Origin of the sequence: Streptomyces sp. NPDC086777, from assembly GCF_040702065.1 — a bacterium.
GTDB lineage: Bacteria > Actinomycetota > Actinomycetes > Streptomycetales > Streptomycetaceae > Streptomyces.
Genome location: NZ_JBFBJI010000040.1, coordinates 1 through 22,866, shown reverse-complemented (window position 1 = coordinate 22,866; position 22,866 = coordinate 1). Strand labels below are relative to the sequence as shown.

Below are 22,866 nucleotides of genomic sequence, written 5' to 3'. Positions count from 1 at the left end.
TGCCGAGAACGATGGAGGACACCATGTCACCGCGGCTCGACGCCTCGCACCCCCTGACGGCGACGTCGACACCCCCACCGGAACCACTGGATGCCATCGAGGGATTCTTCGCCGACCTCGGACTCCCCGGGATCCCCCCGTACGACGAGGTCGACGCGGTCGACGCGCGAGCCCTGTCCAAGACCCTCTTCGAGCGGCTGGAGTCGCTGGAGGAAGGCACGCACGACTATTCGTACGTCCGTAACACCCTGGTGGAACTGAACCTCGCGCTGGTCAAGTTCGCCGCCTCCCGCTTCCGCTCCCGCAGCGAGCCGATGGAGGACATCATCCAGGTCGGCACCATCGGCCTGATCAAGGCGATCGACCGCTTCGAGCTCTCCCGCGGCGTCGAGTTCCCCACCTTCGCGATGCCCACGATCATCGGCGAGATCAAGCGTTTCTTCCGTGACACGTCGTGGTCGGTACGCGTCCCGCGCCGCCTCCAGGAACTCCGCCTCGACCTCGCCAAGGCGGGCGACGAACTGGCCCAGAAGCTGGACCGCGCCCCCACCGTCGCCGAACTCGCCGAACGCCTCGGCCTCTCCAACGAGGAGGTCGTCGAGGGCATGGCCGCGGCCAACGCCTACACCGCCTCCTCCCTGGACGCACAGCCCGACGAGGACGAGTCCGAGGGCGCCCTGGCGGACCGCATCGGCTACGAGGACCACGGCCTGGAGGGCATCGAGTACATCGAGTCCCTGAAGCCCCTCATCGCCGGACTCCCGTCCCGGGACCGCACGATCCTCTCCCTCCGCTTCGTCGCGGGCATGACCCAGTCGGAGATCGGCGACGAACTCGGGATCTCCCAGATGCACGTCTCCCGCCTGCTGTCCCGCACGCTCGTGCAGCTGCGCAGGGCGCTGACCGTGGAGGAGTAGGCCCCGTCCCGACCGCCGCGCCGCCGGGGCGACGGGGATTCCCCCGCCGGCCCCCGCCCCGGCCCGCAGCGTCTTTGGCCAAAGCTCCCCCGCTACCGCGAGTCACACCCCAAACTGGCCGGTACGTCAGGAAGGACGGCCCGCGAGAAGGGGTGCACGATGGTCCAGGACATCCAGGGCGACCCAGCCTCGGACGCAGACCTGACCGAACTGCTGCGCACCCCCAGCCCCACCGCCTACCCCGCCCTCCAGGAACTCCGGACCCGCCACCACCCCGCGGTTCTCGCCTACGCCCGCCTCTGCACGGCCGGCGACGCGGCGGCCCGCCGGCTCGCCGCGCAGACCTTCACCACCGCCGCCCGCGACATCGCGCGCGGCGCCGAGCCGGTCGTGCCCCTGCGCCACCACCTGCTCCTGCTCACCGCCCGGCTGGCGGCAAACTGGTCGGGCGGCGAGCACTCCGCCGCCCTGGACCCCACCTTCCTGCTCGTCCTGAACTCCTCCGGCACTCCCGGCGGCCCGACCCCGCCCCTGCTCTCGGCGTTCCAGTCCCTGCCGTCCCGCACCCAGGGGCTGCTCTGGTACGGCGTGCTGGACCGGGAACCCGCCGAGCGCACCGCGAGACACCTCGGCCTGACCCCCGAGGACGTCCGGTACGGCATGCCGCCCGCCCTGCAGTCCCTGGCCCAGGCCTGTCTGCGCACCCGGCTGGCCGCCTCGGACGACCCGCGCTGTGCGGACTTCCGGCGCCTGATCGAGGAGTCGGTGCGCCCGGAGAACCCCCGCCACAGCCCCGACCTGCACGCGCACATGGCCCACTGCCCGCACTGCACGGCCGCGTTCGAGGACCTCGGTGCACTGCGCGACGCCCCGCGCGAGACCCTGGCGGAAGGCCTGCTGCCGTGGGCCGGAACGGCGTACGCCCGCCACGACACCCCGCCGGCCGCGCCCGTCGGCCCCGACCCCGCCGCGCCCCGGCAGCGCCACCGGCCGTCCCGGCGCCTTCTCCTCACCTCCACCGCCTTGGGCGTGGCCCTCGTGCCGCTGCTCCTGGTCCTCCTGTCGCACCGCGACACCCACGTCCCCGACCCGGCCGCGGCCACCCCGCCCGCACCGAGTCCGCAGGTCACCGTGACGGCGACGGCGACGGTCTCCCCGGTGCCGTCGGGGGTCTCCCCCACGGCGAGCGCCAGTGGTATGTCACATACCCCCACCCCGACCCCGTCCCGGCGCCCCAGCCCGACCTCCTCCCCCAGCCCCACCCCGGAACCCCCGGGAACCTCCTCCGCCCAGGTCGTGAACCTCGCCACCGCCCGCTGCCTGGACGTCCGCGGCGGCGACTTCGACAACGGCACCGACGTGATCACGGCCGCCTGCTCCGGCTCCGCCACCCAGCGCTGGCGCGTCGACCCGGACCGGGGCGTCCTGCAGTCCGCCGCGGACCCCGACTTCTGCCTGGACAGCCGGGGTTCGGTCGACAACGGCGTCGGCATCTGGAGCTGCTCCTCGGTGGACGGCGACCACGGCGACAACCTCCGCTTCACCGTGACCCCCGACGGCGAGATCCGCCCGGAGATCGCCCTCGAAACGGCCCTCACCCCGACCGGCGACGACGAACTCTCCCTGAACCGGGTGAACGACGGCCCGTCCCAGCGCTGGCGGGCGGGGGCGGGCTGACTGCCCCCCGCCCCTCAAGGCTTACCGATATCAACCACCCAACACCCCGGTGCCGTCGTAGGCCTCCGGCACGGCAGTCAGGACCTGCCCCTCGGTGGGATCGGCGGAAGCCGCGTACACCGCATGGCCGAAAGGCCAGTCCAGCCCGGCGGACGCGACCTGCTCAACCATCGCCGCCCCGGCGAAGTCGAGCGGAAGAATCTCGAGCCCGGGCGGCGCTCCGACATGCGCAGCCACACCGGGCCGCTCCAGGCCGGCCGCGACAGGACACGAGGCAGGTACATGGGCGCGTCGGGCCGGACCGCCGACCTCCACGACGGCCGGCCCGGAGAGCAGTCGACGGCCACGGCAGAGCGCGAGCACAGCGGTGCGGTCGGGAAAGATCACCTGCGGCTGCCCAACCGGCCTTCGGTGATCGCCGTACGCCACTCCCGTGCTTCCTGCACGTCGTCCTCAGTGAAGTCCTCCCTGAGGTGGGCCTGCACGTAGGCCACCGCCCGGGCCGTCCGCTCCGCGCCGCTCGGCCTCGGTCGGCGTGGCGGCGACCACCCGCTCCACGTACGCACGTGTACTCATGCCACGACCGCGTTCCCGGCGCGCCCGACATCCCGGAGGCCGCTCACCGGCTCCTGCTGAAGATCAGCGTCGTACGCGTCCAAGCGATCAGCTGCTGCACGATCGCGCGGGCGCGGGGGCTGTGCGCGGGGAAGAAGGGGAGCAGGACGAGGGCGGGGACGGAGGCCAGCGTCACGACGCACAGGGGGAGCAGTGCGAAGAGGACGATGAGTGCGCGCTGGATCCAGCGCAGGCCGGTGACAACGGTGGACCACGACGACGGCGCCATGCCGGAACCGCCCTTTCGATTCGGGTGACTTGGAACCCCTTCACGGTCGGAGGCGTCCGGTACGTTGCGAAAGCGGCAACGGTTGCCGATGGGGTGTCAACGGATCAGGGAGGACCGGTGTCGGAGACCACGCCCTCGACCAGGAACTCTTCGGATGTGGAGCGAGGCGGGATACCCGAGGTTGCGGCCCTGGGCAACGCGTTGACCGCGCTGTTCAACACCCTGGAGATCTCGCAGAGCGTGTACGGCGTCCGTGTCTGCATGGACAAGTCGATCGTCTCCCGGTACCTGAGGGGGCGAAGAGTCGCGACACAGGACTTCATCGACCGCCTGGTACGGGAGGTCGAGACGGAGCGGGGCGCGTCGCTCCAGCCCGAGGTCCGGTCACGCCTTGCCGGACTCAGGCTGGACGCGCTCAGGGTCACCGACCCCGCCGTCTACGAACTGGAGTCCCTGCGGGCCGAGATGGCCCGGTCGGCACGTCAGGTCCAGACCCTGGTCAGGCACCAGGAGGCCCTGCACGACCTCCTGGACAAGCGGGAGTCGGAGGCCCGTGCCGCGCAGGGGGAGCTGGCGGCGGTGCGACAGGACTGGACCGCGGACATCCTGCGCGCGGAGCGGGCCGAGATGGAACTGCGCGAGCACGCGGGGCGGCACTCGACGGAACGCGAACGACTCGAGGAGGAGATCGCCCGGCTCAGAGCGGAGGTGTCGGAGGTCGCCTCGCTGAAGGCCGAGGCGGAACGACGTTGCGCGGATCTCGAGGAGCAGGTCAGGTCGATGGAGGAGACGCTGGCCGCCCATGTCGTCTCGGCCGCCGACACACTCCTGCCTCTTTCCGTGTTCAAGGAGCAGTTGGCGGAACTCGTGGCGGCAGGCGAGCAGCGCGAGGCGTCCAGGGAGATCGCGGAGGCGGCTTGGAGCCGGCCTGTTCGCGAACTCGTCGACCTGGACGCATGGCTCGTGAGGGCACAGGACCACAGCCGTCGGCACCGGCTCCTCACCGAGGTCGTCCACAGCCGGTCCCTCGCGGAGTTGGCCGAGTTCGGACGCTTGGTGCACCGCGTCGGGAGCAAAGCGCTCCCGCCTGTCCTCATCGAGGAGACGGCCTCGGTCCGCTCCCCTCGGGAGATCGTCCAGCTGCACACGGAATGGCTGACGAGCTGGTCCGGCAAGCGCGCGAACCTGCTGAAGTCCATGTTGCGGCAAATGCGCCACGAGGACGACGTCGTCGAAGCGCTCGCTCTGGTCGATCCGCACGACGAGACTGCCTTCCGTCTCCTCAGGAACGCGCTCACAGGTCCGGGCTACGAAAAGCGCGACGCGCGGATAGTGGCCCGCCTCGAGGAGATTGGACGACCCGATGTGGCGTCGGCCCTGGGGGAGAACCTCTTCGCAAAGGCGGGCATCTTCGCGGCATGGTCCCTCGTCGGTGCGGTGGACGAGGGGCATCGCGCGGCGCTGACGGACGTCGTGCTCCGCACCATGCGTGCGGACGACATCGTCATCCTGATCGCCGAGGAACTCGGCCCTTCCCTGCAGCGAGCAGGCTCACCTTCCGGTCTCGAACCTCACGAGGCGGCCTTCCTCGACAAGCTGCGGTTCTCGGACCGTCTCCCGGAGGTGCTGAGCCGGGCCGCCTCCCTCGCTCCGCACTTCGACGTCCTCCTCGGCTATCTCGGAGGCCGTCCGGACCGCTCCCACTGAGACATCCCGATCGTCAGGCGACCTTCTCGCCCCGCCGCCACACCTCACTGACCAGCGGCACCCCCGGCCGGTAGGCCAGGTGGACGTGGCTGGGGGCGTCCAGGAGGAGGAGGTCGGCGCGGGCGCCCGGGGTCAGGCGGCCGATGTCGGTCCGGCGCAGGGCCGCCGCGCCGCCCGCCGTGGCCGACCAGACGGCCTCGTCGGGGGTCATGCGCATGTCGCGGACGGCCAGCGCGATGCAGAAGGGGACGGAGGAGGTGAAGGACGAGCCGGGGTTGCAGTCGGTGGAGAGGGCGACCGTCACGCCGGCGTCGAGGAGGCGGCGGGCGTCGGGCCACTCGGCGCGGGTGGAGAACTCGGCGCCGGGCAGGAGGGTGGCGACCGTCCGGCTGTTCGCGAGGGCGTCCACGTCCGCCGCCGTCAGGTGGGTGCAGTGGTCGGCGCTGGCCGCGTCGAGTTCAACGGCGAGCTGGACGCCGGGGCCGTAGGAGAGCTGGTTGGCGTGGATGCGCGGGGTCAGGCCCTTGGCCCTTCCCGCGGCGAGGACGGCCCTGGCCTGGTCGCCGTCGAAGGCGCCCTTCTCGCAGAACACGTCGATCCAGCGGGCGTAGGGGGCGCAGGCTTCGAGCATCTCGCCGGTGACCAGCTCGACGTAGGCGGCCGGGTCGTCGGCGTGGTCGGGCGGGACGACGTGGGCGCCGAGGTACGTCACCTCGTCGGTGTGCCGCGCCGCGATGCGCAGGGCCCGCGCCTCGTCGGCGACCGTCAGGCCGTAGCCGGACTTCGTCTCGAAGGTGGTGGTGCCCTGCCGGAGTGCCTCGGCGAGGTAGTGCGTGAGGTTCCGCTCCAGCTCCTCGTCCGTGGCGGCGCGGGTGGCCGCGACGGTCGTCCGGATGCCGCCCGCCGTGTAGGAGCGGCCGGACATACGGGCGTTGAACTCCTGGGTGCGGTCGCCCGCGAAGACCAGGTGGGAGTGGGAGTCCACGAACCCCGGCAGCACCGCCCGGCCGCCCGCGTCGACCCGATTGTCAGTGGCGGGTGCTTTGCTGGATTCACCGGTCCACACGACACGGTCGTCCTCGATGACGACGGCCGCGTCCCGGATCAGGCCGAGAGGGGAGTTGTCACCCAGGGAGGGGTCGTTGGTGACCAGCGTGGCGATGTCGGTGATGGCGGTGCTGCTGCTCATGGTGTCCTCGTGGGTGGTCGTCAGGCGCGAAGGGCTTCGACGGCCCGCGCGAGGGCCTGTGGCACATCGGGTACGAGGGTGTGCGCGCCGTCCCGTACGACGTGCCGTCCTCCGACGACCGTGTGCCGTACGTCCGCCGCGGTCGCCGCGAATACGGCCGTCTCGGCGCCCAGCCGCGGCAGCGGCCCCGCGGTTCTGACGGAGTCGAGCGCGATCGTCGTCAGGTCGGCGAGCATGCCGGTCTCGATGGCGCCCGCGTCGTCCCAGCCGAGGGCGGCGTGCCCGTCGGCGGAGGCGGCACGGAGCAGGGCGGCGGCCGTCCAGTGGCCCCTGGTGCGGGTGCGCAGCCGCTCGTTCAGCTCCATCGCGCGGGCCTCTTCGAACAGGTCGATGACGGCGTGGCTGTCGGAGCCGAGGGAGAGCGGCGAGCCCGCGCGCTGCAGGGCGACGGCCGGTCCGATGCCGTCGGCCAGGTCGCGCTCGGTGGTCGGGCACATGCAGGTGCCGGTGCCGGTGCCGCCGAGCAGCGCGATGTCCTCGTCGGTGAGGTGGGTGTTGTGGACGCCGGTGGTGCGCGGTCCGAGGACGCCGTGGTCGGCGAGCAGCCGGGTGGGGGTGCGGCCGTGGGCGGCCAGGCAGGCGTCGTTCTCCCCTGTCTGCTCGGACAGGTGCACGTGGAGCGGGGCCCGCCGCTCCTCGGCCCAGCCGGCCACGGTCGCCAGCTGCCCGGCGGGCACGGCCCGTACGGAGTGGATCGCCGCCCCGATCCGTGCGTGATCGCGTTCCTTGAGAACTGAACAGCGTTCGGCCCAGGCTTCCGCGCTGCCGTCGGAGAAGCGCAGCTGGTGGGCGTTGGGCGGCTCGCCGAAGCCGCTGGACAGGTAGGCGGTGTCGAGGAGGGTGATCCGGATCCCGGCGTCGGCGGCCGCCGCGATCAGGGCCTCGCCCATGGCGTTGGGGTCGGCGTACGGGGTGCCGCCGGGGGCGTGGTGGACGTAGTGGAACTCGCCGACGCAGGAGACGCCCGCCAGCGCCATCTCGGCGTACACGGCGCGGGCGAGCGCGTGGTAGGTCTCCGGGGTCAGCTCGTCGGCGAAGGTGTACATCAGCTCGCGCCAGGTCCAGAAGGTCCCGGAGCCGACCTGGACGGTGGAGCGCAGGGCGCGGTGGAAGGCGTGCGAGTGGGCGTTCGCCAGGCCGGGGAGGGTCAGGCCGCGCAGCACCTCGGCACCGGGCGGCGGCGCGGGCACCTCGGTGCGCACCGCCGTGATCCGTCCGCCCGCCACCTCCACGGCGACGCCCGGCTCGACGTGCGTGTCCAGCCAGGCGTGCTCCAACCAGTACGTCGTCCGTGTCGTCACCCGCAGGCCAGCCCTTCCAGTACGTCGGCGAGCGCGCTCACCCCGGCCACGCAGTCGTCCTCGGCCGCGAACTCGGCCGGGGAGTGCGAGACGCCGGTGGGGTTGCGCACGAACAGCATGGCGGTCGGGATGCTCCCGGAGAGGATCCCGGCGTCGTGTCCGGCCCCGGTGCCCAGGACGGGCACGGTGAGTCCGGTGTCCCGGCCGAGTACGCGCCCCAGCTCGTCGCGCAGGGCGTGGTCGAACTCGACGACCGGGGTGAACGACTCGCGGACCACGTCCAGGTCGATGCCGTGCGCCTGCGCGTACTCCCGGGCCGCCTTCTCGATGCCGCCGACGACGGTGTCGAGGGTGGCCTGGTCGGCGGCGCGGGAGTCGAGCCAGCCGCGCACCAGGGAGGGGATGGCGTTGACGCCGTTCGGCTCGACGGCGATCTTGCCGAAGGTGGCGACGGCACCGGCGAGTTCGGCCTCGCGGCGGGCGGCGAGCACGGTCTCGGCGTACGACAGCATGGGGTCGCGCCGGTCCACCAGGCGGGTCGTGCCCGCATGGTTGGCCTCGCCGCGGAAGTCGAACCGCCAGCGTCCGTGCGGCCAGATGGCACTGGCGATGCCGACCCGGTCGCCGGACAGGTCCAGCGCCCGGCCCTGTTCGACGTGCAGCTCGACGAACGCACCGATCCGGGCGAGCCGCTCGGGGTCGGGCCCGATGGCGTCGGGGTCGTAGCCGGCGGCTGCCATGGCCTGCGGCAGCGTGACGCCGTCCCCGTCGGTGAGCCGGTGGGCCTGCTCGACGGTGAGGTGCCCGGCGGTCAGCCGCGATCCGACACAGGCGAGCCCGAACCGGGCGCCCTCCTCGTCACCGAAGTTGACGATGGCGAGGGACCGGGTGAAATCGGCGCCCCTGCCACGGAGTTCGTCGAGCGCGGCGAAGGAGGACACGACGCCGAGGGGGCCGTCGAAGGCCCCGCCGTCCGGCACGGAGTCCAGGTGCGACCCGGTGACGACGGCGTTCCCGGCCGCCGGATCCCCGAGCCAGGCCCACTGGTTCCCGTTCCGGTCGACCTCGTACGCCAGCCCGCGCCCCTCTGCCTGCTCCCGGAACCAGGCCCGGCAGTCGGCGTCGGCCCCGGTCCAGGCGAAGCGCCGGTAACCACGGGAGTCGGGGTGCCGGCCGACCGGGAGCAACTCCTTCCACATGGAGTGGAAGGAGGCCGCACCGCCCTCGGCCCGGACCGGCCGCGGGCCCTGTGCCCGTACCGGCTGCGGGCAGTCGTTCCGCAGGGCGGAACGGGTGGGCACAGCCGCACCCGCACCCGCACCCGCACCCGCACCCGGCGACGAGAGCTCGGCCCCCACCGGAGAGTCCCCGCTCTTCGTCACGCGTCGTCACCCTCGCGCATCGGCACCCGGACGCCCCGCTCCTCGGCGACCGACTCCGCGATGTCGTACCCGGCGTCCACGTGCCGGATGACGCCCATGCCGGGGTCGTTGGTGAGCACTCGGCGGATCTTCTCGCCGGCCAGCTTGGTGCCGTCGGCGACGGTCACCTGCCCGGCGTGGATGGACCGCCCCATGCCGACCCCGCCGCCGTGGTGGATGGAGACCCAGGACGCGCCGGAAGCCACGTTGACCATCGCGTTCAGCAGCGGCCAGTCGGCGATCGCGTCGGAGCCGTCCAGCATGGCCTCGGTCTCGCGGTAGGGGGAGGCCACGGAGCCGCAGTCGAGGTGGTCGCGGCCGATCGCCAGCGGCGCGGCCAGCTCGCCGCTCGCCACCATGTCGTTGAACCGCTCGCCGGCCTTGTCGCGCTCGCCGTAGCCGAGCCAGCAGATGCGTGCGGGCAGGCCCTGGAAGTGGACCCGCTCGCCGGCCAGCTTGATCCAGCGGGCGAGGGACTCGTTCTCCGGGAAGAGGTCGAGGATCGCCTTGTCGGTCTTGGCGATGTCGGAGGCCTCGCCGGACAGGGCCGCCCAGCGGAAGGGGCCCTTGCCCTCGGAGAAGAGCGGGCGGATGTAGGCGGGGACGAAGCCGGGGAAGGCGAACGCCCGGTCGTAGCCGGCCAGTTGCGCCTCGCCGCGGATGGAGTTGCCGTAGTCGAAGACCTCGGCGCCGGCGTCCATGAAGCCGACCATGGCCTCGACGTGGCGGGCCATGGACTCGCGGGCGCGGGTGGTGAAGCCCGCCGGGTCCTTGGCCGCCGCGTCCGCCATGTCCTCGAAGGCCACGCCCACGGGCAGGTAGGCCAGCGGGTCGTGGGCGGAGGTCTGGTCCGTGACGATGTCGATCGGCGCGTTCATCGCGAGCAGCTGCGGGACCAGCTCGGCCGCGTTGCCGAGGACGCCGATGGAGAGCGGGCGGCGGGCGTCGCGGGCCTCGGTGGCCAGCTGGAGTGCGTGGTCGAGCGAGTCGGCCTTCACGTCCAGGTACCGGTGCTCGATCCGGCGCTCGATGGCGCGCGGGTCGACGTCGATGCAGATGGCGACGCCGTCGTTCATGGTGACCGCGAGGGGCTGGGCGCCGCCCATGCCGCCGAGGCCGGCGGTGAGGGTGATGGTCCCGGCGAGGGTGCCGTTGAACTTCTTCGCGGCGACGGCGGCGAAGGTCTCGTAGGTGCCCTGGAGGATGCCCTGGGTGCCGATGTAGATCCAGGAGCCGGCGGTCATCTGGCCGTACATGGTCAGGCCGAGGGCCTCCAGGCGGCGGAACTCCTCCCAGTTGGCCCAGTCGCCGACCAGGTTGGAGTTGGCGATGAGGACGCGCGGGGCCCACTCGTGGGTCTGCATCACGCCGACCGGGCGGCCGGACTGGACCAGCATGGTCTCGTCCTGCTTGAGGGTGCGCAGGGTGCGGACCATGGCGTCGAAGGAGCGCCAGTCGCGGGCGGCCTTGCCGGTGCCGCCGTAGACGACGAGCTTGTCGGGATGCTCGGCGACCTCGGGGTCCAGGTTGTTCTGCAGCATGCGCAGGGCGGCTTCCTGCTGCCATCCCAGGGCGCTCAGTTCCGTACCGCGCGGTGCTCGTACGGGGCGGGGTCCTGACATGGTCTGCCTCCTAGCGAATGCCTGCCAGTATGGTGTTCCTCTTGTTATTCACATCCTGACTCTCTGAATAGAACTAGTCAATACGTCCGGTCCGCCAGCACGGCCGGGTTCCGGATGTTTGGCTGGACTTATGGGTCTCAAGGGTGTGGACGGTGACATGTCGGAGGACGACGGCGAGCGGGCCGGGCGGCGGGACGACGCCGTGCGGGCGGCGGTGGAGCAGGGACTGCTGGGGCCGGACGCGCCGATCGTAGGCCTGCTGGACGTGCCGGGCATCCGGGCGTCGGCCGCGGAGCTGCGCCGGGCGTTCGAGGCGGCCGCGGCGCCCGGCACCGCGATCCTGCACGCCTTCGCGGTGAAGGCGAACCCGCTGGTCCCGGTGGTGCGGCTGCTGGCCGGCGCCGGTCTGGGCGCCGAGGTGGCCAGCGCGGGCGAGCTGGCGCTGGCGCGGGCGGCCGGGGTCCCGGCGGAGCGGATCGTGTTCGACGCGCCCGCGAAGACGGCGGCCGAGCTGCGCGAGGCGCTGGCGCTGGGCGTCGCGGTGAACGCGGACAACCCGCAGGAGCTCCGGCGCCTGGACACCCTCGTGGGCACCACCGCCTCCGCGCCGCTCGGGATCCGGGTGAACCCGCAGATCGGCGCGGGCACCATCGAGGCCACCTCCACCGCGACCGCGACCTCGAAGTTCGGGGTGGGGCTGCGCGACGGCGGGGCCCGGGAGTGGGTCGTCCGGGCGTTCACGGACCGGCCGTGGCTGACGCGGCTGCACGCGCACACCGGGTCGCAGGGGATCTCGCTGTCGCTGCTGGCGCGGGGCGTGGCGGAGACCTACGCGCTGGCCGAGGAGATCAACGCGCGGGTCGGGCGCCGGCAGGTCGACACCCTCGACATCGGGGGCGGGCTTTCGGTGAACTTCGCCTCCGAGGCGACGCGGCCGACGTTCGCGCAGTACGCACGGCTGCTGGCGGAGGCGGTGCCGGGGCTGTTCGACGGGCGGTACGGGCTGGTGACGGAGTTCGGGCGGTCGCTGCTGGCGCGGCACGGCACGGTGGTGGCGCGGGTGGAGTACGCGAAGAGCTCCGGCGGGCGGCGGATCGCGGTGACCCACGCGGGGGTGCAGGTGGCGCCGCGGACGGTGTACGTGCCGGGGGCGTGGCCGCTGCGGATCGCCGCGTACGACGCGAAGGGGCGGCCCAAGGAGGGGGCGCCGGTGGTGCAGGACGTGGCGGGGCCGGCCTGTTTCGCGGGCGACCTGCTCGCCGAGGGGCGCCTGCTGCCGCCGTTGGAGCAGGGGGACCTCGCCGCCGCGCTGGACACCGGGGCGTACTACTTCGGCAGCCACTACTCCTACAACTCCCTTGCCCGGCCGGGGGTTTACGGCTTCGCGCCGGACGGCGACGGGGGCGTGGCGTTCGCCGTCGCACGGGAGCCGCAGACGGTCGCCGAGGTCGTGGCCGAATCCGGAGGGGCGCACGCCGACTCGCTCACCACCCTGCGCGCAACCGGAAGCCGTTGAGACACCTCGGACAGCGGGGATCAACTGGTGCGAAAAGCAGCCCAGTTGACCAACACTAGCCTGCCGGGTGCACGTTCCACTGGAAAATGCCAAACGCCTCACCCCTCACGCACACGTTGCGTAGTGTCTGCGTCACTCAACCGGAGAGCCACGCGGCGGGAGGGGAGCCTCGGTGCCCGGAATCGACGAGTGCTTACTGGAAGCCATGCGACTGCCCGGTGCCCGGGGCGCCGCGCTGGTCGACTGGACCAGCGGGCTGGCCCTGGGCACGGTCGGGGAGGCGCCCGGCGGTGACCACGAGACCACCGCCGCGGAGGCCGCCGAGCTGGCCCGGCTGGCCGCCGAGCACGGGGCGTTCAGCACGGAGGACGACACCGAGGTGAGCCCCCCGGTGGAGGACCTGATCGTCAGCAACCGGGACAGCTACCACCTGCTGCGGTTCGTGGTCACGTCCTTCGACGCCACCGTGTTCCTGCATCTGTGGCTGACCCGCGAGGACGGCAATCTCGCCCTCGCCCGGATCCGGCTCGGCGAGATGGCCGAGCGGCTGGTGCTGGGATGACCGTGGTCGAGACCCCTCCACCGCTGCCGGTCCGGGACCGGGCGGCCCTGCACGAGAGAGCGCCCGGCGCGCTCTCCCCGATGCTGATACGCCTCGCCGAGGAGCGGGCCACCGGTGTCCTGGTCCGCGAGCACGGCACCCTGCATCTGGCCGAGGGCCGCGTGGTGCACGCCGAGAGCCCCCTTGCACCCGGCCTCGACGTGCTCCTCACGGCCCGCGGCACGCTCGACGCGGCGGCCTGGCCCTGGACCGACGACACATCCGCCGCGGTCCGCCGGCTGCTCGCCGCCGGGCTGCTCCCGCGAGGCGCCCTGGAGGTGTGCCGGCTCGGCGCCCTGTACGACGCCGGATACTTCGCGCTGGCGCCCAGCAGCACCCCGGGCCGGTTCCGGTACGGCGCCACGGCCGCCGCGGGACTGCTGCCCGCGGTCCCCGTCACCGCCCTGGAGCGCGAGACCCTGCGCCGCCGCGAGCTGCTGCACCGCATCTGGCCCGACCCCTCGGCCGACGGCGCCCCGCTGATCCGCGCCGACCCCCTCGCACCACCGCCGGTCACCCCCCGGCAGCGGGCGGTCCTGGACCGGGTGGACGGCGTCCGCACGGCCCCGCAGATCGCCCGGGAACTGGGCCGACCGACCTTCCACACGCTGGTGGACGTACGGCGGCTGGCGGCGGCCGGACTCCTCGCCCGGAGGAACACCGCGCCCCTCCCGCCCCCGATCCCCCCCGTCACCGACCCCGACATCGCGCTGCTGAAGAGGCTCAGGGATGCGCTGGAGGCCCTTTGAACGGCACCGCCCCGCCGAGAGGAGACAGCTGATGGCGGCAGAACCCGGCAGCTCCGACAGAGAGGCCGTCCTCGACGAACTGCGCCGGTTACGCACCCGGATGCCCCAGCTCACCGGCGCCCTCGCGGCCGGTGTCGACGGCCTGGTCGTCGCCCACGACTGCCCGGGCGTCGATCCGGAGGGGCTCGCCGCGCTCACCGCGGCCGAACTCGGCGTCGCCGTCCGGGTCTCCGACGCCACCGGCAAGGGCGAGCTCAGGGAGCTGCTGGTGCGCGGCGACGACGGCTACGTCGCCACCTACGCCGCCGGCCGCAGCGCCGTGCTCACCCTGCTCGCCGAGGACCGGGTGAACGTCGGCCGCCTCCACCTGGAGGGCCGCCGGGCCGCCGCCCGGATCGGCGAGGTGGTCGACGCCGCCGAAGCCGCCGCCAAGGCCCTGCGCCCGGCCCGCGCCACAGCCACACGGACCAGATCCACGCGCACGCCACGGACCAGCACCACCACCGACGCGCGCACCGCAACCGACAGTTGAAAGGAACCAGAAAGTCATGGCCAACACCGAAACCGCGCTGAAAGAGTGCCTCACCTCCATCGAAGGCGCCACCGGCGTGGCGCTCGTCGACTACACCAGCGGGATGGCGCTGGGCACGATGGGCGGCAGCAAGACCTTCGACCTGAACGTGGCCGCGGCCGGCAACACCGACGTGATCCGCGCCAAGATGCGCACCATGGAACACCTCGGCCTCAAGGGCGAGATCGAGGACATCCTGATCACGCTCTCCAACGCGTACCACCTGATCCGGCTCCTCAAGGGCCGGGGCGGCAACGGCCTCTTCCTCTACCTGGTGCTCGACGCCTCCCGCGCCAACCTGGCGATGGCCCGGCACCAGCTGAAGAAGATCGAGGAGGAGCTGGAGGTCTGACCGGGCCTCACACCAGCGCCGCGGTGCGGCGGCGGGTCCCGCCCGGGGCCGCGTCGCCCGCCGCGATCCCGGTACCGCGGTAGGCCTTGACGGCCTTGCCGGCCGGGCGGCCACCGCGCTTGCCGAGCCAGTCGACGCGCAGCCACACGAGCTGTCCGCCGGCCTTCTCCCGGCGGCCCAGCCAGGCCGCCTTCAGGTGCAGACCGGTGCCGGTCCCGGCCAGCAGCAGGCCGCCGGCCGCGGGCACCACGAAGGCCGAGCCGAGGGCGACGACGAAGGCGAGCAGCAGCCACCAGCGGTGCCCCCGGCGCCAGTTCCGCACGGTCACCGCCCGGTCCTGGAGCACGTCGTGCCTGCCGGCCCGGGCGGCCCCGTGCAGCAGGGCGGTGTACCGCCTGCGGCGGGTGAGGGCCACGACGGCGGCGCCGACGACGAACAGCGCGGCCCCGGCCATGACGCCGATGCGGCGTCCGGTGAACCCCGGCGGCAGCACCCCGACGCCGGCCGCGAACACCCCGGACCACCACAGCGGGGCGGCCCCGGCCCGTACGACCACGGCCACCCGGGCCAGGCCCTGCCCGCCTCGCACCCCTCGTCCCGCACGCGCCATGTCCGCAGCCTCCTCGCCGGTGTCGGTCCAGTCCGTACGGCGGGACGCTAACCAGCGAACGTGAGACGAGTCTTAAAGAAGCCTTCGGCGCGGGCTCACTCCACGAACAGGCCCCGCGCCGCCGCCCGGGTGTCGAACTCCTCCAGCCGGGCCTGCGCGTCCGGCAGGTCGTCGCACATCGCCTCCAGGAGCACCCGGCCGAGCAGCATCGGCGCGCACGCGGTGTCGAAGGCGAGCCCGGTGCCGACGGCGGCCGGCAGCAGCAGGTCGGAGACCTTGGCGACCGGCGCGAAGGCGGAGTCGGCGACGGTCACGACGGCCAGCCCGGCCTCCTTCGCGTACCCGAGGGTGTCCACGACCTCGCGCGGGTGCCGGGGCAGTGCGAAGCACAGCAGCGCCGAGGCGCCGGCGAGGACGGCCGCGTCGATGCGGTCGTGGATCATCGTGCCGCCCTCGTTGAGCAGCCGGACGTCCGGATGCACCTTGGCGGCGAAGTAGGCGAAGCCGTACGCCTGCGAGGCGGCGGCGCGCAGTCCGAGGACCGGGAGCGGCCGGGAGGCGGCCAGCAGCCGGCCGGCCTGCTGCACCGGGCGCGGGTCGGCGAGCACCTCAGCGAGGTGCCGGAGGTTCTCGATCTCGGCCTCGACGGCCTGCTGGTACTCGTTGTACGACCCGATGCCGGCCGCCTGTTCGGCGGGGACCACCTCGCGCAGGTGCTTGCGCAGCGCCGGGTAGCCGTCGAAGCCGAGGGCGACCGCGAACCGGGTGACGGAGGGCTGGCTGACCCCGGCCAGTTCGGCCAGCTCCACGCTGGACAGGAAGGGCACGTCGGCGGCGCGCCGCACCATGCTGTGCGCGATGCGCCGCTGGGTCGGCGTGAGCCGGTGCCCTTCGAAGAGCGCCTGCAAGCGAGTCGCAGGGCTGTCGGTCACGTTCATGACGTGCTCCCCCTCCAGATGTCCGTGAACCGGTCGAGCAGCCCGGCCGCCGCGGTGACGTCGTCCGTGAGCGGCCGGTCGGCCGGGTCCGCCTCCAGCGCCGCCTCGGCGAGCTCCAGCGCCCGCCCCGCCCCGAGCCCGGGGTCGGGACGCAGCTCGCGCTGGCGCAGCGCCCGTACGGCGGCGACGAGTTCGCAGCCGACCACCAGACGGTACGCACGGCAGGCGCGCAGCGTTTGACGGGCGGCGAGCGAGGCGAAACTGGCCTGTTCCTCGACGCCTCGGGAGAGTACAGCGTGCCCGAGGGAGGCGGGCGCGGAGAAGGCGCGCAGGTCGCCGAGGGCGGCGCCGGCGGCGTACTCCAGGATCATCACGCCGGAGGAGGCGGGCTCCTGGTCGGCGAGGAAGGGGCGCAGGCGGGTGAAGGCGGGCTCGTTGAGGGAGGAGAGGCGGGAGGTGGACAGGCGTGCGACCTGGGTGACCGCGAGCCGGAAGTGGTCCAGGGCGAGGGCGAGCTGGGCCTGGTAGAAGCCGCCGTGGTGGTAGGCGGCCAGGTCCTCGGCGGAGATGAGGGGGTTCTCGGCGGCCGCGTTGATCTCGATCGCGAGCACGCCTTCCAGGGCGTCGGCCGCGTCGTGGGCCGGCCCGTGGATCTGGGGCAGGCAGCGGAAGCCGTACGGGTCCTGGATCCGGCCGAGCGGCGGGGTCGGCCGGTCGGCGGCGCCGATCAGCTCCCGCATCCGGCGGGCGGCCTCGACGCTCCCCCGGTGCGGGCGGGCCGCGTGCACGGGTGCCGCGAACGCCTCGTGGGAGCCGTCGACGGCCAGCAGCGACAGGGCCGCCACCACCTGGGTCGCCTCGATCAGCCCGCGCAGTTCGTGCAGGGCGAGCGCGGACTGGCCGAGGGTGAGGGCGTTGCTGCTGATCAGGGCGAGGGCGTCGTTGTTGTCCAGCGGCTGGGCGGCCGGCGCCCCGGTGCCCCGCCAGGGGTGCTCCCCCGCCAGTGCGAGGCCCATCTGGGCGAGGGCCGCGATGTCCCCGGTGCCGACCGAGCCGAACTCGTTGACGGCCGGGTACGCGCCGGACTCCAGCGCCTCGCACAGCGCCGTCACCACGGTCGGCCGGAGGCCCGCGCCGCCGGCCAGCAGCTGGTTGGCGCGCACCGCGAGCATCGCGCGGACCTGGCGGGCGGGCAGTTCGTCGCCGATCGCGCCGGCGTGGCTGCGCAGCAGCCGCAGCCCGTGTCCGGCGGCGGCCTCGGTGGGCACGTCCTCGTTCCGGTTGGCGCCGACGCCGGTGGACCGGCCGTAGACGCGGCCGGTCGCGGCGATCTGCCGGGCGGCGTTCCAGGACTCCTCCGCACGACGCATCGCCTCGGTGCCCGGGACCGGGCGGGCGGTGCCGTCGGCGAGGTGGACGACGTCCTCGACACCCATGCCGATGCCGTCGAGGACCACCAGGCCGGAATGCGCTATTCCCGGAGTGTCCAAGATACGAGACGACATCACGCCCAAACCTCCCTCAATCCGGACACCCAATCTTGTCCATCGGCCATCCGTTACCTCGGATTAACGCGAGACCGTTGACAACCTATTCACCTACCGAGAACTCTGCATGACGTTATACAGCCGGGCAAGGGACATCTCATGATCCAGTTCGACGCGGTCCACAAGCGCTTCCCCAACGGCACCACAGCAGTTCACGATCTCTCCCTGGAGATGCCGGAGGGCGGGGTCACCGTCCTGGTCGGCTCCTCCGGTTGCGGCAAGACCACCACCCTGCGGATGATCAACCGGATGGTCGAGCCGACCTCCGGCACGATCAGGGTGAACGGCGAGGACGTCACCGAGCAGGACGCCGCCGAACTGCGCCGGTCCATCGGGTACGTCATCCAGCAGGCCGGCCTCTTCCCGCACCGCACGGTGCTGGACAACGTCGCCACCGTCCCGCTGCTGCTCGGCTGGAACCGGAGGAAGGCCCGCGCCCGCGCCGCCGAACTCCTGGAGACCGTCGGCCTCGCCGCCGACGCCGGCAAGCGCTACCCGCACCAGCTCTCCGGCGGCCAGCAGCAGCGCGTCGGCGTGGCCCGCGCGCTCGCCGCCGACCCGCCCGTGCTGCTGATGGACGAACCGTTCGGCGCCGTCGACCCGGTGGTGCGCACCCAGCTCCAGGACGAACTGCTGCGACTGCAGAAGGAGTTGAACAAGACCATCGTCTTCGTCACGCACGACGTCGACGAGGCCGTGCGGCTCGGCGACCGGATCGCGATCTTCCGCACCGGCGGCCACCTGGTCCAGTGCGCCCCGCCCGAAGAGCTCCTGGCCCGTCCGGCCGACGACTTCGTGGCGGACTTCCTCGGCGCCGAGCGGGGCCTGAAGCTGCTCTCGCTGAAGACCCTCGCCGACGTCCCGCAGGGCCCGGCACCCCAGGGCGGCGCCTGGACCCTCGTCCTGGACGCGGCGGGCAAACCCCTGCACTGGGCCGCGAAGGACGCCGAACTCCCCGTCCGGCCGCTGGCCGACGGCGACTCGCTGCTCGCGGCGCTCGACGAGTCGATCGCCTCCCCGACCGGACTCGTCGCCCGCGTCGACGCAACGGGCAGGCTCACGGGCGTCTCGTCCCGCGACGACATCCACGCGCACGCCGGCCAGGCGCACAGCGCGGCCCGGGCGGTGGCGGCATGACCGTCGACTGGTCGTGGATCGGCGACCACACCGACGACCTCACCAGCCTCACCCTCTCCCACCTCCAGGCCGCCATGACCGCCGTCTTCTTCGGGCTGGTGATCTCGCTGCCGCTCGCGGTCGTCGCCCACCGGGTCCGTCCGCTGCGCGGCTTCCTGCTCGGCCTGTCCAACGTGCTCTTCACGATCCCCTCGATCGCGATCTTCGTACTGCTCCTCCCGGTCAGCGGCCTGACCCGGACCACGACCGTCATCGGCCTGACCGTCTACACCCTGGTCGTGCTGCTGCGGAACACGGTCGAGGGCCTGGACTCGGTGCCTGCGAAGACCAAGGAGGCGGCGAAGGCGATGGGCACCCGCCCGCTGCGCACCCTCCTCACCGTCGAACTCCCGCTGGCCCTCCCCGTGATCATGGCGGGCGTCCGGATCGCCACGGTCATGTCCATCTCGCTGGTGAGCGTCGCCACCTACATCGGCGACGGCGGCCTCGGCCAGCTCTTCACCGACGGCTTCCAGCGCGACTTCCCGACCCCGGTGATCGTGGGCGTGGTCCTCACGATCCTGCTCGCGGTGGTCGCGGACGCGCTGCTGGTCGCGCTCCAGTTCGTACTGACCCCGTGGCGGCGGAGGCGAGCCTGACATGTTCGAACTCTTCAAGAACCTCGGCACCTGGCTGACCAGCGGCTCCCAGTGGGCCGGGCAGGACGGCATCGCCCACCGCCTCGCCGAGCACCTCCAGTACTCGCTGCTCGCCACCCTCATCGCGGCCGCGATCGGCCTCCCGCTCGGCCTGCTGATCGGCCACACCGGCAAGGGCGCGTTCCTCGCCATCAACCTGGCCTCCTTCGGCCGCGCCCTGCCGACCGTCGGCCTGGTGGTGCTGGTCTTCCTCGCGGGCGGCCTGTCGATGCTGCCGGTGTACGTGGCGCTGGTCGCCCTCGCGGTCCCCGCGATCGTCACCAACACCTACGCCGGCATGACCGCCGTCGACCCGGACGTGAAGGACGCGGCCCGCGGCCAGGGCATGCGCGGCCGTCAGGTCCTCCTCCAGGTCGAACTGCCGCTCGCCCTCCCCCTGATCATGACGGGCCTGCGCCTCGCGCTCATCCAGGTCGTGGCCACGGCCACCATCGCCGCGTACGTCTCCTTCGGTGGCCTCGGCCGCTACGTCTTCGACGGACTCGCCCAGCGCGACCTCGTCCAGGTGCTCGGCGGCGCCGTGCTGGTCGCGCTCGTCGCCGTCGTCCTCGACCTGCTGCTGAGCAGCCTCCAGCGCTTCCTCTTCCTCCCCCACTCTCGACTTCGCTCGAGCGGGGGGACCCCCAACCGCACCGTCTAGGGACCCCGCCCATGAACCGTCGTACCCTCCTCGGTGGCCTGCTCGCCGCCGGTTCCGTCCCCGCCCTCGCCGCCTGCTCCAGCGGCATCACCTCCCTGAACGAGAGCAGCGGCTCGGCCGCCGGCGGCGGCTCCAGCAAGGGCGGCATCACCATCGGCACCGCCAACTTCACCGAGAACCAGGTGCTCGGCTACCTCTACGCGGCCGTGCTGGAGAAGGCCGGCGTGAAGGTGAAGGTCCGCCCCAACCTCGGCACCCGGGAGATCGTGATCCCCGCGCTCAAGGCCGGCGACATCGACCTGCTGCCCGAGTACCAGGGCGCCCTCCTCAACTACCTGGCCCCCAAGGACGCCTCCGCCGAGCCGGGCACCATGCAGAACGCCCTCACCCTCGCGCTGCCGGCCGGCCTCCAGGTGCTGTCGTACGGGCAGGCCGCCGACTCTGACTGCTTCGTCGTCACCCGGGCCACGGCACAGAAGTACGGCCTCACCTCGCTCGCCGACCTCGCCAGGCAGAACGGCAGGCTGGTGATCGGGGCCGCGCCAGAGGTGAAGAAGCGCCGGGTGGGCGCGGTCGGGCTGCAGGAGGTGTACGGCGTGCAGTTCAAGGAGTTCAAGTCGCTGGACTCGGACGGGCCGCTGGTCAAGGGCGCGCTGAAGAAGGGCGACGTGGACGTGGCGAACCTGTTCACCACCGACACCGACATCGCCGCCAACGGCTGGGTGGTGCTGGCCGACCCCAAGAACCTGATCCCCAGCCAGCACATCGTCCCGCTGATCGCCGACCGCAAGGCCGACGACACCGTCCGCAAGGCCCTGGCGGAGCTCGGCAACGTCCTCACCACCGAGCAGCTCACCCAGCTCAACAGCCAGGTCGACAACGACAAGAAGGACCCGGAGGACGTGGCGGCCGCCTACGCGAAGCAGCACGGGCTGGCCTGACGGGGAACACACGGGCCGGCCGGCGGGGCAGGGCACCCACCGTGCTCACACCGCCCCCACCGCCTCGCCGACCGCCGCGCCCGCCACCGCGCGTGCGGCCGTCTTCAGTGGCGCGTCCGGGTCCGCGATCCGGCCCGGGTCGACCGGGGTGGCGGCGGTGATCAGGCGCCTGGCCTGCGCGAGGTCCCGGGGCCGGTCCACCGCCAGCACGGCCGTCAGGCGGTCGCCGCGCAGCCAGCACACGCTCCAGCCGTCCCCGGCACCCGGCGTGCCCCGCCGTACCACCGTCTCCCCGGCGCCGGCATGGCCCGCGTACTGCAGGACCCGCCCGAACTGCTCGGACCAGAAGTACGGCACCGGGTCGTAGGGTGCCGCGCCGGGGCCGTCGACGAGACGGGCGGCGACCGCCCTGGCCCCGAGCATCGCGTTGTCCCAGTGGTGCACCAGCAGCCGCTCCCCGTACCGGGCCGAGGGGAAGGACGCGCAGTCCCCGACCGCGTAGACGTCCGGCACCGACGTCCGCAGGTGCGCGTCGGCGGCCACCTCACCGCGGGCGCCGAGGGCGATCCCGGAGCCGGCGAGCCATCCGGTCGCGGGCCGCGCGCCGATCCCGGCCACCACCGCGTCCGCCCGCAGCCGGCCGCCGTCCGCCAGCCGCACCCCGTCCGCCGTCACCTCGGCCACCCGGGTCCCGAGCCGCAGCTCGGCGCCGGCCTCGGCGTACCACGCCGCCATCGGCGCGGTCGCCTCGGCGGGCAGCGCTCCGCCGAGCGGTGCGGCGGCCGCCTCCACCACGGTGACCCGGCACCCCGCCTCGCGGGCGGCGGTGGTGAACTCGGCGCCGATCCAGCCGGCCCCGACGACCACCACCTCGCCCCGCGCGTCCAGCACACCGCGCAGCCGCTCGGCGTCGTCGAGGGTGCGCAGCGTGTACACCGGTGCGCCCGGCGGCCGGACCGGGTCCGCGCCGGTCGCGAGCACCAGCGTGTCGTACCTCAGGTCACCGCCGGAGGTGACCAGGCGCCGCTCGGCCGGGAGCACCCGCCGGGCGGTGCGTCCCGGCTCCACGGTGACACCGAGCTCCGCGAGGTCGAGGTCGAAGAACACGTCCGCGGGCCGGCCCCGGCCGCGCAGCACCGCCTTGGACAGCGGCGGCCGGTCGTACGGGCGGTGCCGCTCGCTTCCGACCAGGGTCACGGGGCCCGCGTACCCGCGCTCCCGCAACGCGACCGCGGTCTGCACCCCGGCCGCTCCCGCGCCCACGACGACGACTCCCACTGACATCGACCTCCCTGTCCCGGCTGCTGTGTCCGGACCTCATCGTGGCGGACCGCCCGGTCCCGGGTCGCGTCCCCGGGCGGGAGTCAAGGGGGCTCTAGGGGATGGTCCGGCCTCCCGGTCTCCCTAGCATCCGAGGGGTCCGGCCGCGGTGGCGGACCCGTGCGGACGGGCGTGGACACCGACACACAGGAGCGGGAGGAACCATGGCACGTGATTCCGAGTCCGGACTGCCCATCGAACCGGTCTACGGGCCCGCCGCGACGCGGCACTGGGATCCGGCGGTGCAGCTGGGGGAACCGGGGTCGTACCCGTTCACGCGGGGTGTGTACCCGACGATGTACACGGGCCGGACGTGGACGATGCGGCAGTACGCGGGTTTCGGTACGGCGGTGGAGTCGAACGCCCGGTACCGGCAGTTGATCGCGAACGGGACGACGGGGTTGTCGGTGGCGTTCGACCTGCCCACCCAGATGGGGTACGACTCGGACGCGCAACTGGCCCATGGTGAGGTCGGCAAGGTGGGTGTGGCGATCGACTCGGTGGACGA

At 73.0% G+C, this 22,866-nt stretch carries 23 protein-coding genes; 13 read left to right on the top strand and 10 right to left on the bottom strand.

The window, feature by feature from the left end; all coding sequences use genetic code 11:
* Positions 1-23: 23 nt before the first annotated feature.
* Both AB0472_RS37405 and AB0472_RS37400 read left to right on the top strand, forming a co-directional pair.
* The gene (locus AB0472_RS37405) at positions 24-917 is read left to right on the top strand and encodes an RNA polymerase sigma factor SigF (protein ID WP_366363422.1); all 894 of its coding nucleotides are present in this window, start codon (positions 24-26) and stop codon (positions 915-917) included.
* Between the two features lie 159 nt (positions 918-1,076).
* Positions 1,077-2,594: an RICIN domain-containing protein gene (locus tag AB0472_RS37400; protein ID WP_366363420.1), complete on the top strand. Its 1,518-nt coding sequence runs from the start codon at positions 1,077-1,079 to the stop codon at positions 2,592-2,594.
* Between the two features lie 30 nt (positions 2,595-2,624).
* Here the strand turns inward: AB0472_RS37400 and AB0472_RS37395 are convergent, their stop codons facing one another.
* Both AB0472_RS37395 and AB0472_RS37390 read right to left on the bottom strand, forming a co-directional pair.
* A complete protein-coding gene (locus tag AB0472_RS37395) occupies positions 2,625-3,023 on the bottom strand; it encodes a hypothetical protein (RefSeq protein WP_366363418.1) in 399 nt (132 codons plus the stop codon).
* A gap of 190 nt (positions 3,024-3,213) precedes the next feature.
* Positions 3,214-3,438 (bottom strand): hypothetical protein, encoded by a 225-nt coding sequence (locus AB0472_RS37390; protein ID WP_366363416.1) that lies wholly within the window; start codon positions 3,436-3,438, stop codon positions 3,214-3,216.
* A gap of 117 nt (positions 3,439-3,555) precedes the next feature.
* Here AB0472_RS37390 and AB0472_RS37385 point away from each other — a divergent pair, with 117 nt between their 5' ends.
* Complete coding sequence (locus AB0472_RS37385) at positions 3,556-5,145, top strand: hypothetical protein (RefSeq protein ID WP_366363414.1); 1,590 nt, start codon at positions 3,556-3,558, stop codon at positions 5,143-5,145.
* Positions 5,146-5,158: 13 nt separating this feature from the next.
* Here AB0472_RS37385 and hutI read toward each other — a convergent pair whose 3' ends face one another.
* The 4 genes from hutI to hutU all read right to left on the bottom strand — a co-directional run bounded on the left by hutI (position 5,159) and on the right by hutU (position 10,738).
* On the bottom strand, positions 5,159-6,334 hold the full coding sequence (hutI, locus tag AB0472_RS37380) for an imidazolonepropionase (protein ID WP_366363413.1): 1,176 nt from the start codon (positions 6,332-6,334) through the stop codon (positions 5,159-5,161).
* 20 nt (positions 6,335-6,354) lie between these two features.
* Entirely contained in the window at positions 6,355-7,695 is a 1,341-nt protein-coding gene (locus tag AB0472_RS37375) for a formimidoylglutamate deiminase (protein WP_366363411.1), read from the bottom strand.
* The gene (locus AB0472_RS37370) at positions 7,692-8,894 is read right to left on the bottom strand and encodes an allantoate amidohydrolase (RefSeq protein WP_366363501.1); all 1,203 of its coding nucleotides are present in this window, start codon (positions 8,892-8,894) and stop codon (positions 7,692-7,694) included. The genes AB0472_RS37375 and AB0472_RS37370 overlap by 4 nt, the downstream gene beginning before the upstream one ends.
* Before the next feature lie 179 nt (positions 8,895-9,073).
* The gene (hutU, locus tag AB0472_RS37365) at positions 9,074-10,738 is read right to left on the bottom strand and encodes a urocanate hydratase (protein WP_366363409.1); all 1,665 of its coding nucleotides are present in this window, start codon (positions 10,736-10,738) and stop codon (positions 9,074-9,076) included.
* 157 nt (positions 10,739-10,895) lie between these two features.
* On the opposite strand from hutU, the gene AB0472_RS37360 reads away from it, so the two are divergent.
* The 5 genes from AB0472_RS37360 (at position 10,896) to AB0472_RS37340 (ending at position 14,527) form a co-directional block, all read left to right on the top strand.
* Positions 10,896-12,254, top strand: coding sequence for a diaminopimelate decarboxylase (locus AB0472_RS37360; RefSeq protein ID WP_366363407.1), 1,359 nt, complete (start codon positions 10,896-10,898; stop codon positions 12,252-12,254).
* A 172-nt stretch (positions 12,255-12,426) separates the two neighbouring features.
* Positions 12,427-12,816, top strand: a complete 390-nt coding sequence (locus AB0472_RS37355; RefSeq protein WP_046731666.1) for a hypothetical protein — start codon at positions 12,427-12,429, stop codon at positions 12,814-12,816.
* Positions 12,813-13,604 carry a transcriptional regulator gene (locus tag AB0472_RS37350; RefSeq protein WP_366363405.1) on the top strand — a complete coding sequence of 264 codons (792 nt, stop codon included), beginning with the start codon at positions 12,813-12,815 and terminating at the stop codon, positions 13,602-13,604. The genes AB0472_RS37355 and AB0472_RS37350 overlap by 4 nt, the downstream gene beginning before the upstream one ends.
* A 31-nt stretch (positions 13,605-13,635) precedes the next feature.
* The gene (locus AB0472_RS37345; RefSeq protein ID WP_366363403.1) at positions 13,636-14,136 is read left to right on the top strand and encodes a roadblock/LC7 domain-containing protein; all 501 of its coding nucleotides are present in this window, start codon (positions 13,636-13,638) and stop codon (positions 14,134-14,136) included.
* Positions 14,137-14,152: 16 nt separating this feature from the next.
* Positions 14,153-14,527 (top strand): hypothetical protein, encoded by a 375-nt coding sequence (locus tag AB0472_RS37340; RefSeq protein WP_360514563.1) that lies wholly within the window; start codon positions 14,153-14,155, stop codon positions 14,525-14,527.
* Positions 14,528-14,534: 7 nt separating this feature from the next.
* On the opposite strand, the gene AB0472_RS37335 is transcribed toward AB0472_RS37340, so the two are convergent.
* The 3 genes from AB0472_RS37335 to AB0472_RS37325 form a co-directional block, all read right to left on the bottom strand.
* Entirely contained in the window at positions 14,535-15,137 is a 603-nt protein-coding gene (locus tag AB0472_RS37335) for a hypothetical protein (RefSeq protein WP_366363401.1), read from the bottom strand.
* A gap of 95 nt (positions 15,138-15,232) precedes the next feature.
* Entirely contained in the window at positions 15,233-16,075 is an 843-nt protein-coding gene (locus AB0472_RS37330; protein ID WP_366363399.1) for a MurR/RpiR family transcriptional regulator, read from the bottom strand.
* A complete protein-coding gene (locus AB0472_RS37325) occupies positions 16,072-17,580 on the bottom strand; it encodes an aromatic amino acid ammonia-lyase (RefSeq protein WP_366363397.1) in 1,509 nt (502 codons plus the stop codon). Before AB0472_RS37325 ends, AB0472_RS37330 begins: the two co-directional genes overlap by 4 nt.
* Before the next feature lie 141 nt (positions 17,581-17,721).
* Here AB0472_RS37325 and AB0472_RS37320 point away from each other — a divergent pair, with 141 nt between their 5' ends.
* The 4 genes from AB0472_RS37320 to AB0472_RS37305 are packed head-to-tail and all read left to right on the top strand — an operon-like array spanning position 17,722 to position 21,038.
* Entirely contained in the window at positions 17,722-18,759 is a 1,038-nt protein-coding gene (locus AB0472_RS37320; protein WP_366363395.1) for an ABC transporter ATP-binding protein, read from the top strand.
* Positions 18,756-19,397: an ABC transporter permease gene (locus AB0472_RS37315; protein ID WP_366363393.1), complete on the top strand. Its 642-nt coding sequence runs from the start codon at positions 18,756-18,758 to the stop codon at positions 19,395-19,397. The genes AB0472_RS37320 and AB0472_RS37315 overlap by 4 nt, the downstream gene beginning before the upstream one ends.
* 1 nt (position 19,398) lies before the next feature.
* On the top strand, positions 19,399-20,097 hold the full coding sequence (locus AB0472_RS37310) for an ABC transporter permease (protein WP_366363391.1): 699 nt from the start codon (positions 19,399-19,401) through the stop codon (positions 20,095-20,097).
* A gap of 11 nt (positions 20,098-20,108) precedes the next feature.
* On the top strand, positions 20,109-21,038 hold the full coding sequence (locus tag AB0472_RS37305) for an ABC transporter substrate-binding protein (RefSeq protein WP_366363389.1): 930 nt from the start codon (positions 20,109-20,111) through the stop codon (positions 21,036-21,038).
* Positions 21,039-21,083: 45 nt separating this feature from the next.
* Here AB0472_RS37305 and AB0472_RS37300 read toward each other — a convergent pair whose 3' ends face one another.
* Positions 21,084-22,322 (bottom strand): FAD-dependent oxidoreductase, encoded by a 1,239-nt coding sequence (locus tag AB0472_RS37300; RefSeq protein ID WP_366363387.1) that lies wholly within the window; start codon positions 22,320-22,322, stop codon positions 21,084-21,086.
* Between the two features lie 200 nt (positions 22,323-22,522).
* Between AB0472_RS37300 and AB0472_RS37295 the strand changes: the two genes are divergently transcribed.
* Positions 22,523-22,866: methylmalonyl-CoA mutase family protein (locus tag AB0472_RS37295; protein WP_366363385.1), on the top strand; the 344-nt coding region annotated here is incomplete at its 3' end.

Excerpts from the sequence above, each read along its gene's own strand:
- AB0472_RS37310 (WP_366363391.1), top strand. The coding sequence starts at position 19,399 with ATGTTCGAACTCTTCAAGAACCTCGGCACCTGGCTGACCAGCGGCTCC.
- AB0472_RS37360 (WP_366363407.1), top strand. The coding sequence starts at position 10,896 with ATGTCGGAGGACGACGGCGAGCGGGCCGGGCGGCGGGACGACGCCGTG.
- AB0472_RS37315 (WP_366363393.1), top strand. The coding sequence starts at position 18,756 with ATGACCGTCGACTGGTCGTGGATCGGCGACCACACCGACGACCTCACC.
- AB0472_RS37345 (WP_366363403.1), top strand. The coding sequence starts at position 13,636 with ATGGCGGCAGAACCCGGCAGCTCCGACAGAGAGGCCGTCCTCGACGAA.
- AB0472_RS37405 (WP_366363422.1), top strand. The coding sequence starts at position 24 with ATGTCACCGCGGCTCGACGCCTCGCACCCCCTGACGGCGACGTCGACA.
- AB0472_RS37350 (WP_366363405.1), top strand. The coding sequence starts at position 12,813 with ATGACCGTGGTCGAGACCCCTCCACCGCTGCCGGTCCGGGACCGGGCG.
- AB0472_RS37305 (WP_366363389.1), top strand. The coding sequence starts at position 20,109 with ATGAACCGTCGTACCCTCCTCGGTGGCCTGCTCGCCGCCGGTTCCGTC.
- AB0472_RS37340 (WP_360514563.1), top strand. The coding sequence starts at position 14,153 with ATGGCCAACACCGAAACCGCGCTGAAAGAGTGCCTCACCTCCATCGAA.
- AB0472_RS37325 (WP_366363397.1), bottom strand. The coding sequence starts at position 17,580 with ATGTCGTCTCGTATCTTGGACACTCCGGGAATAGCGCATTCCGGCCTG.
- AB0472_RS37400 (WP_366363420.1), top strand. The coding sequence starts at position 1,077 with ATGGTCCAGGACATCCAGGGCGACCCAGCCTCGGACGCAGACCTGACC.
- AB0472_RS37330 (WP_366363399.1), bottom strand. The coding sequence starts at position 16,075 with ATGAACGTGACCGACAGCCCTGCGACTCGCTTGCAGGCGCTCTTCGAA.
- AB0472_RS37300 (WP_366363387.1), bottom strand. The coding sequence starts at position 22,322 with ATGTCAGTGGGAGTCGTCGTCGTGGGCGCGGGAGCGGCCGGGGTGCAG.
- AB0472_RS37320 (WP_366363395.1), top strand. The coding sequence starts at position 17,722 with ATGATCCAGTTCGACGCGGTCCACAAGCGCTTCCCCAACGGCACCACA.
- AB0472_RS37390 (WP_366363416.1), bottom strand. The coding sequence starts at position 3,438 with ATGGCGCCGTCGTCGTGGTCCACCGTTGTCACCGGCCTGCGCTGGATC.
- hutI (WP_366363413.1), bottom strand. The coding sequence starts at position 6,334 with ATGAGCAGCAGCACCGCCATCACCGACATCGCCACGCTGGTCACCAAC.
- AB0472_RS37370 (WP_366363501.1), bottom strand. The coding sequence starts at position 8,894 with ATGTGGAAGGAGTTGCTCCCGGTCGGCCGGCACCCCGACTCCCGTGGT.
- hutU (WP_366363409.1), bottom strand. The coding sequence starts at position 10,738 with ATGTCAGGACCCCGCCCCGTACGAGCACCGCGCGGTACGGAACTGAGC.
- AB0472_RS37335 (WP_366363401.1), bottom strand. The coding sequence starts at position 15,137 with ATGGCGCGTGCGGGACGAGGGGTGCGAGGCGGGCAGGGCCTGGCCCGG.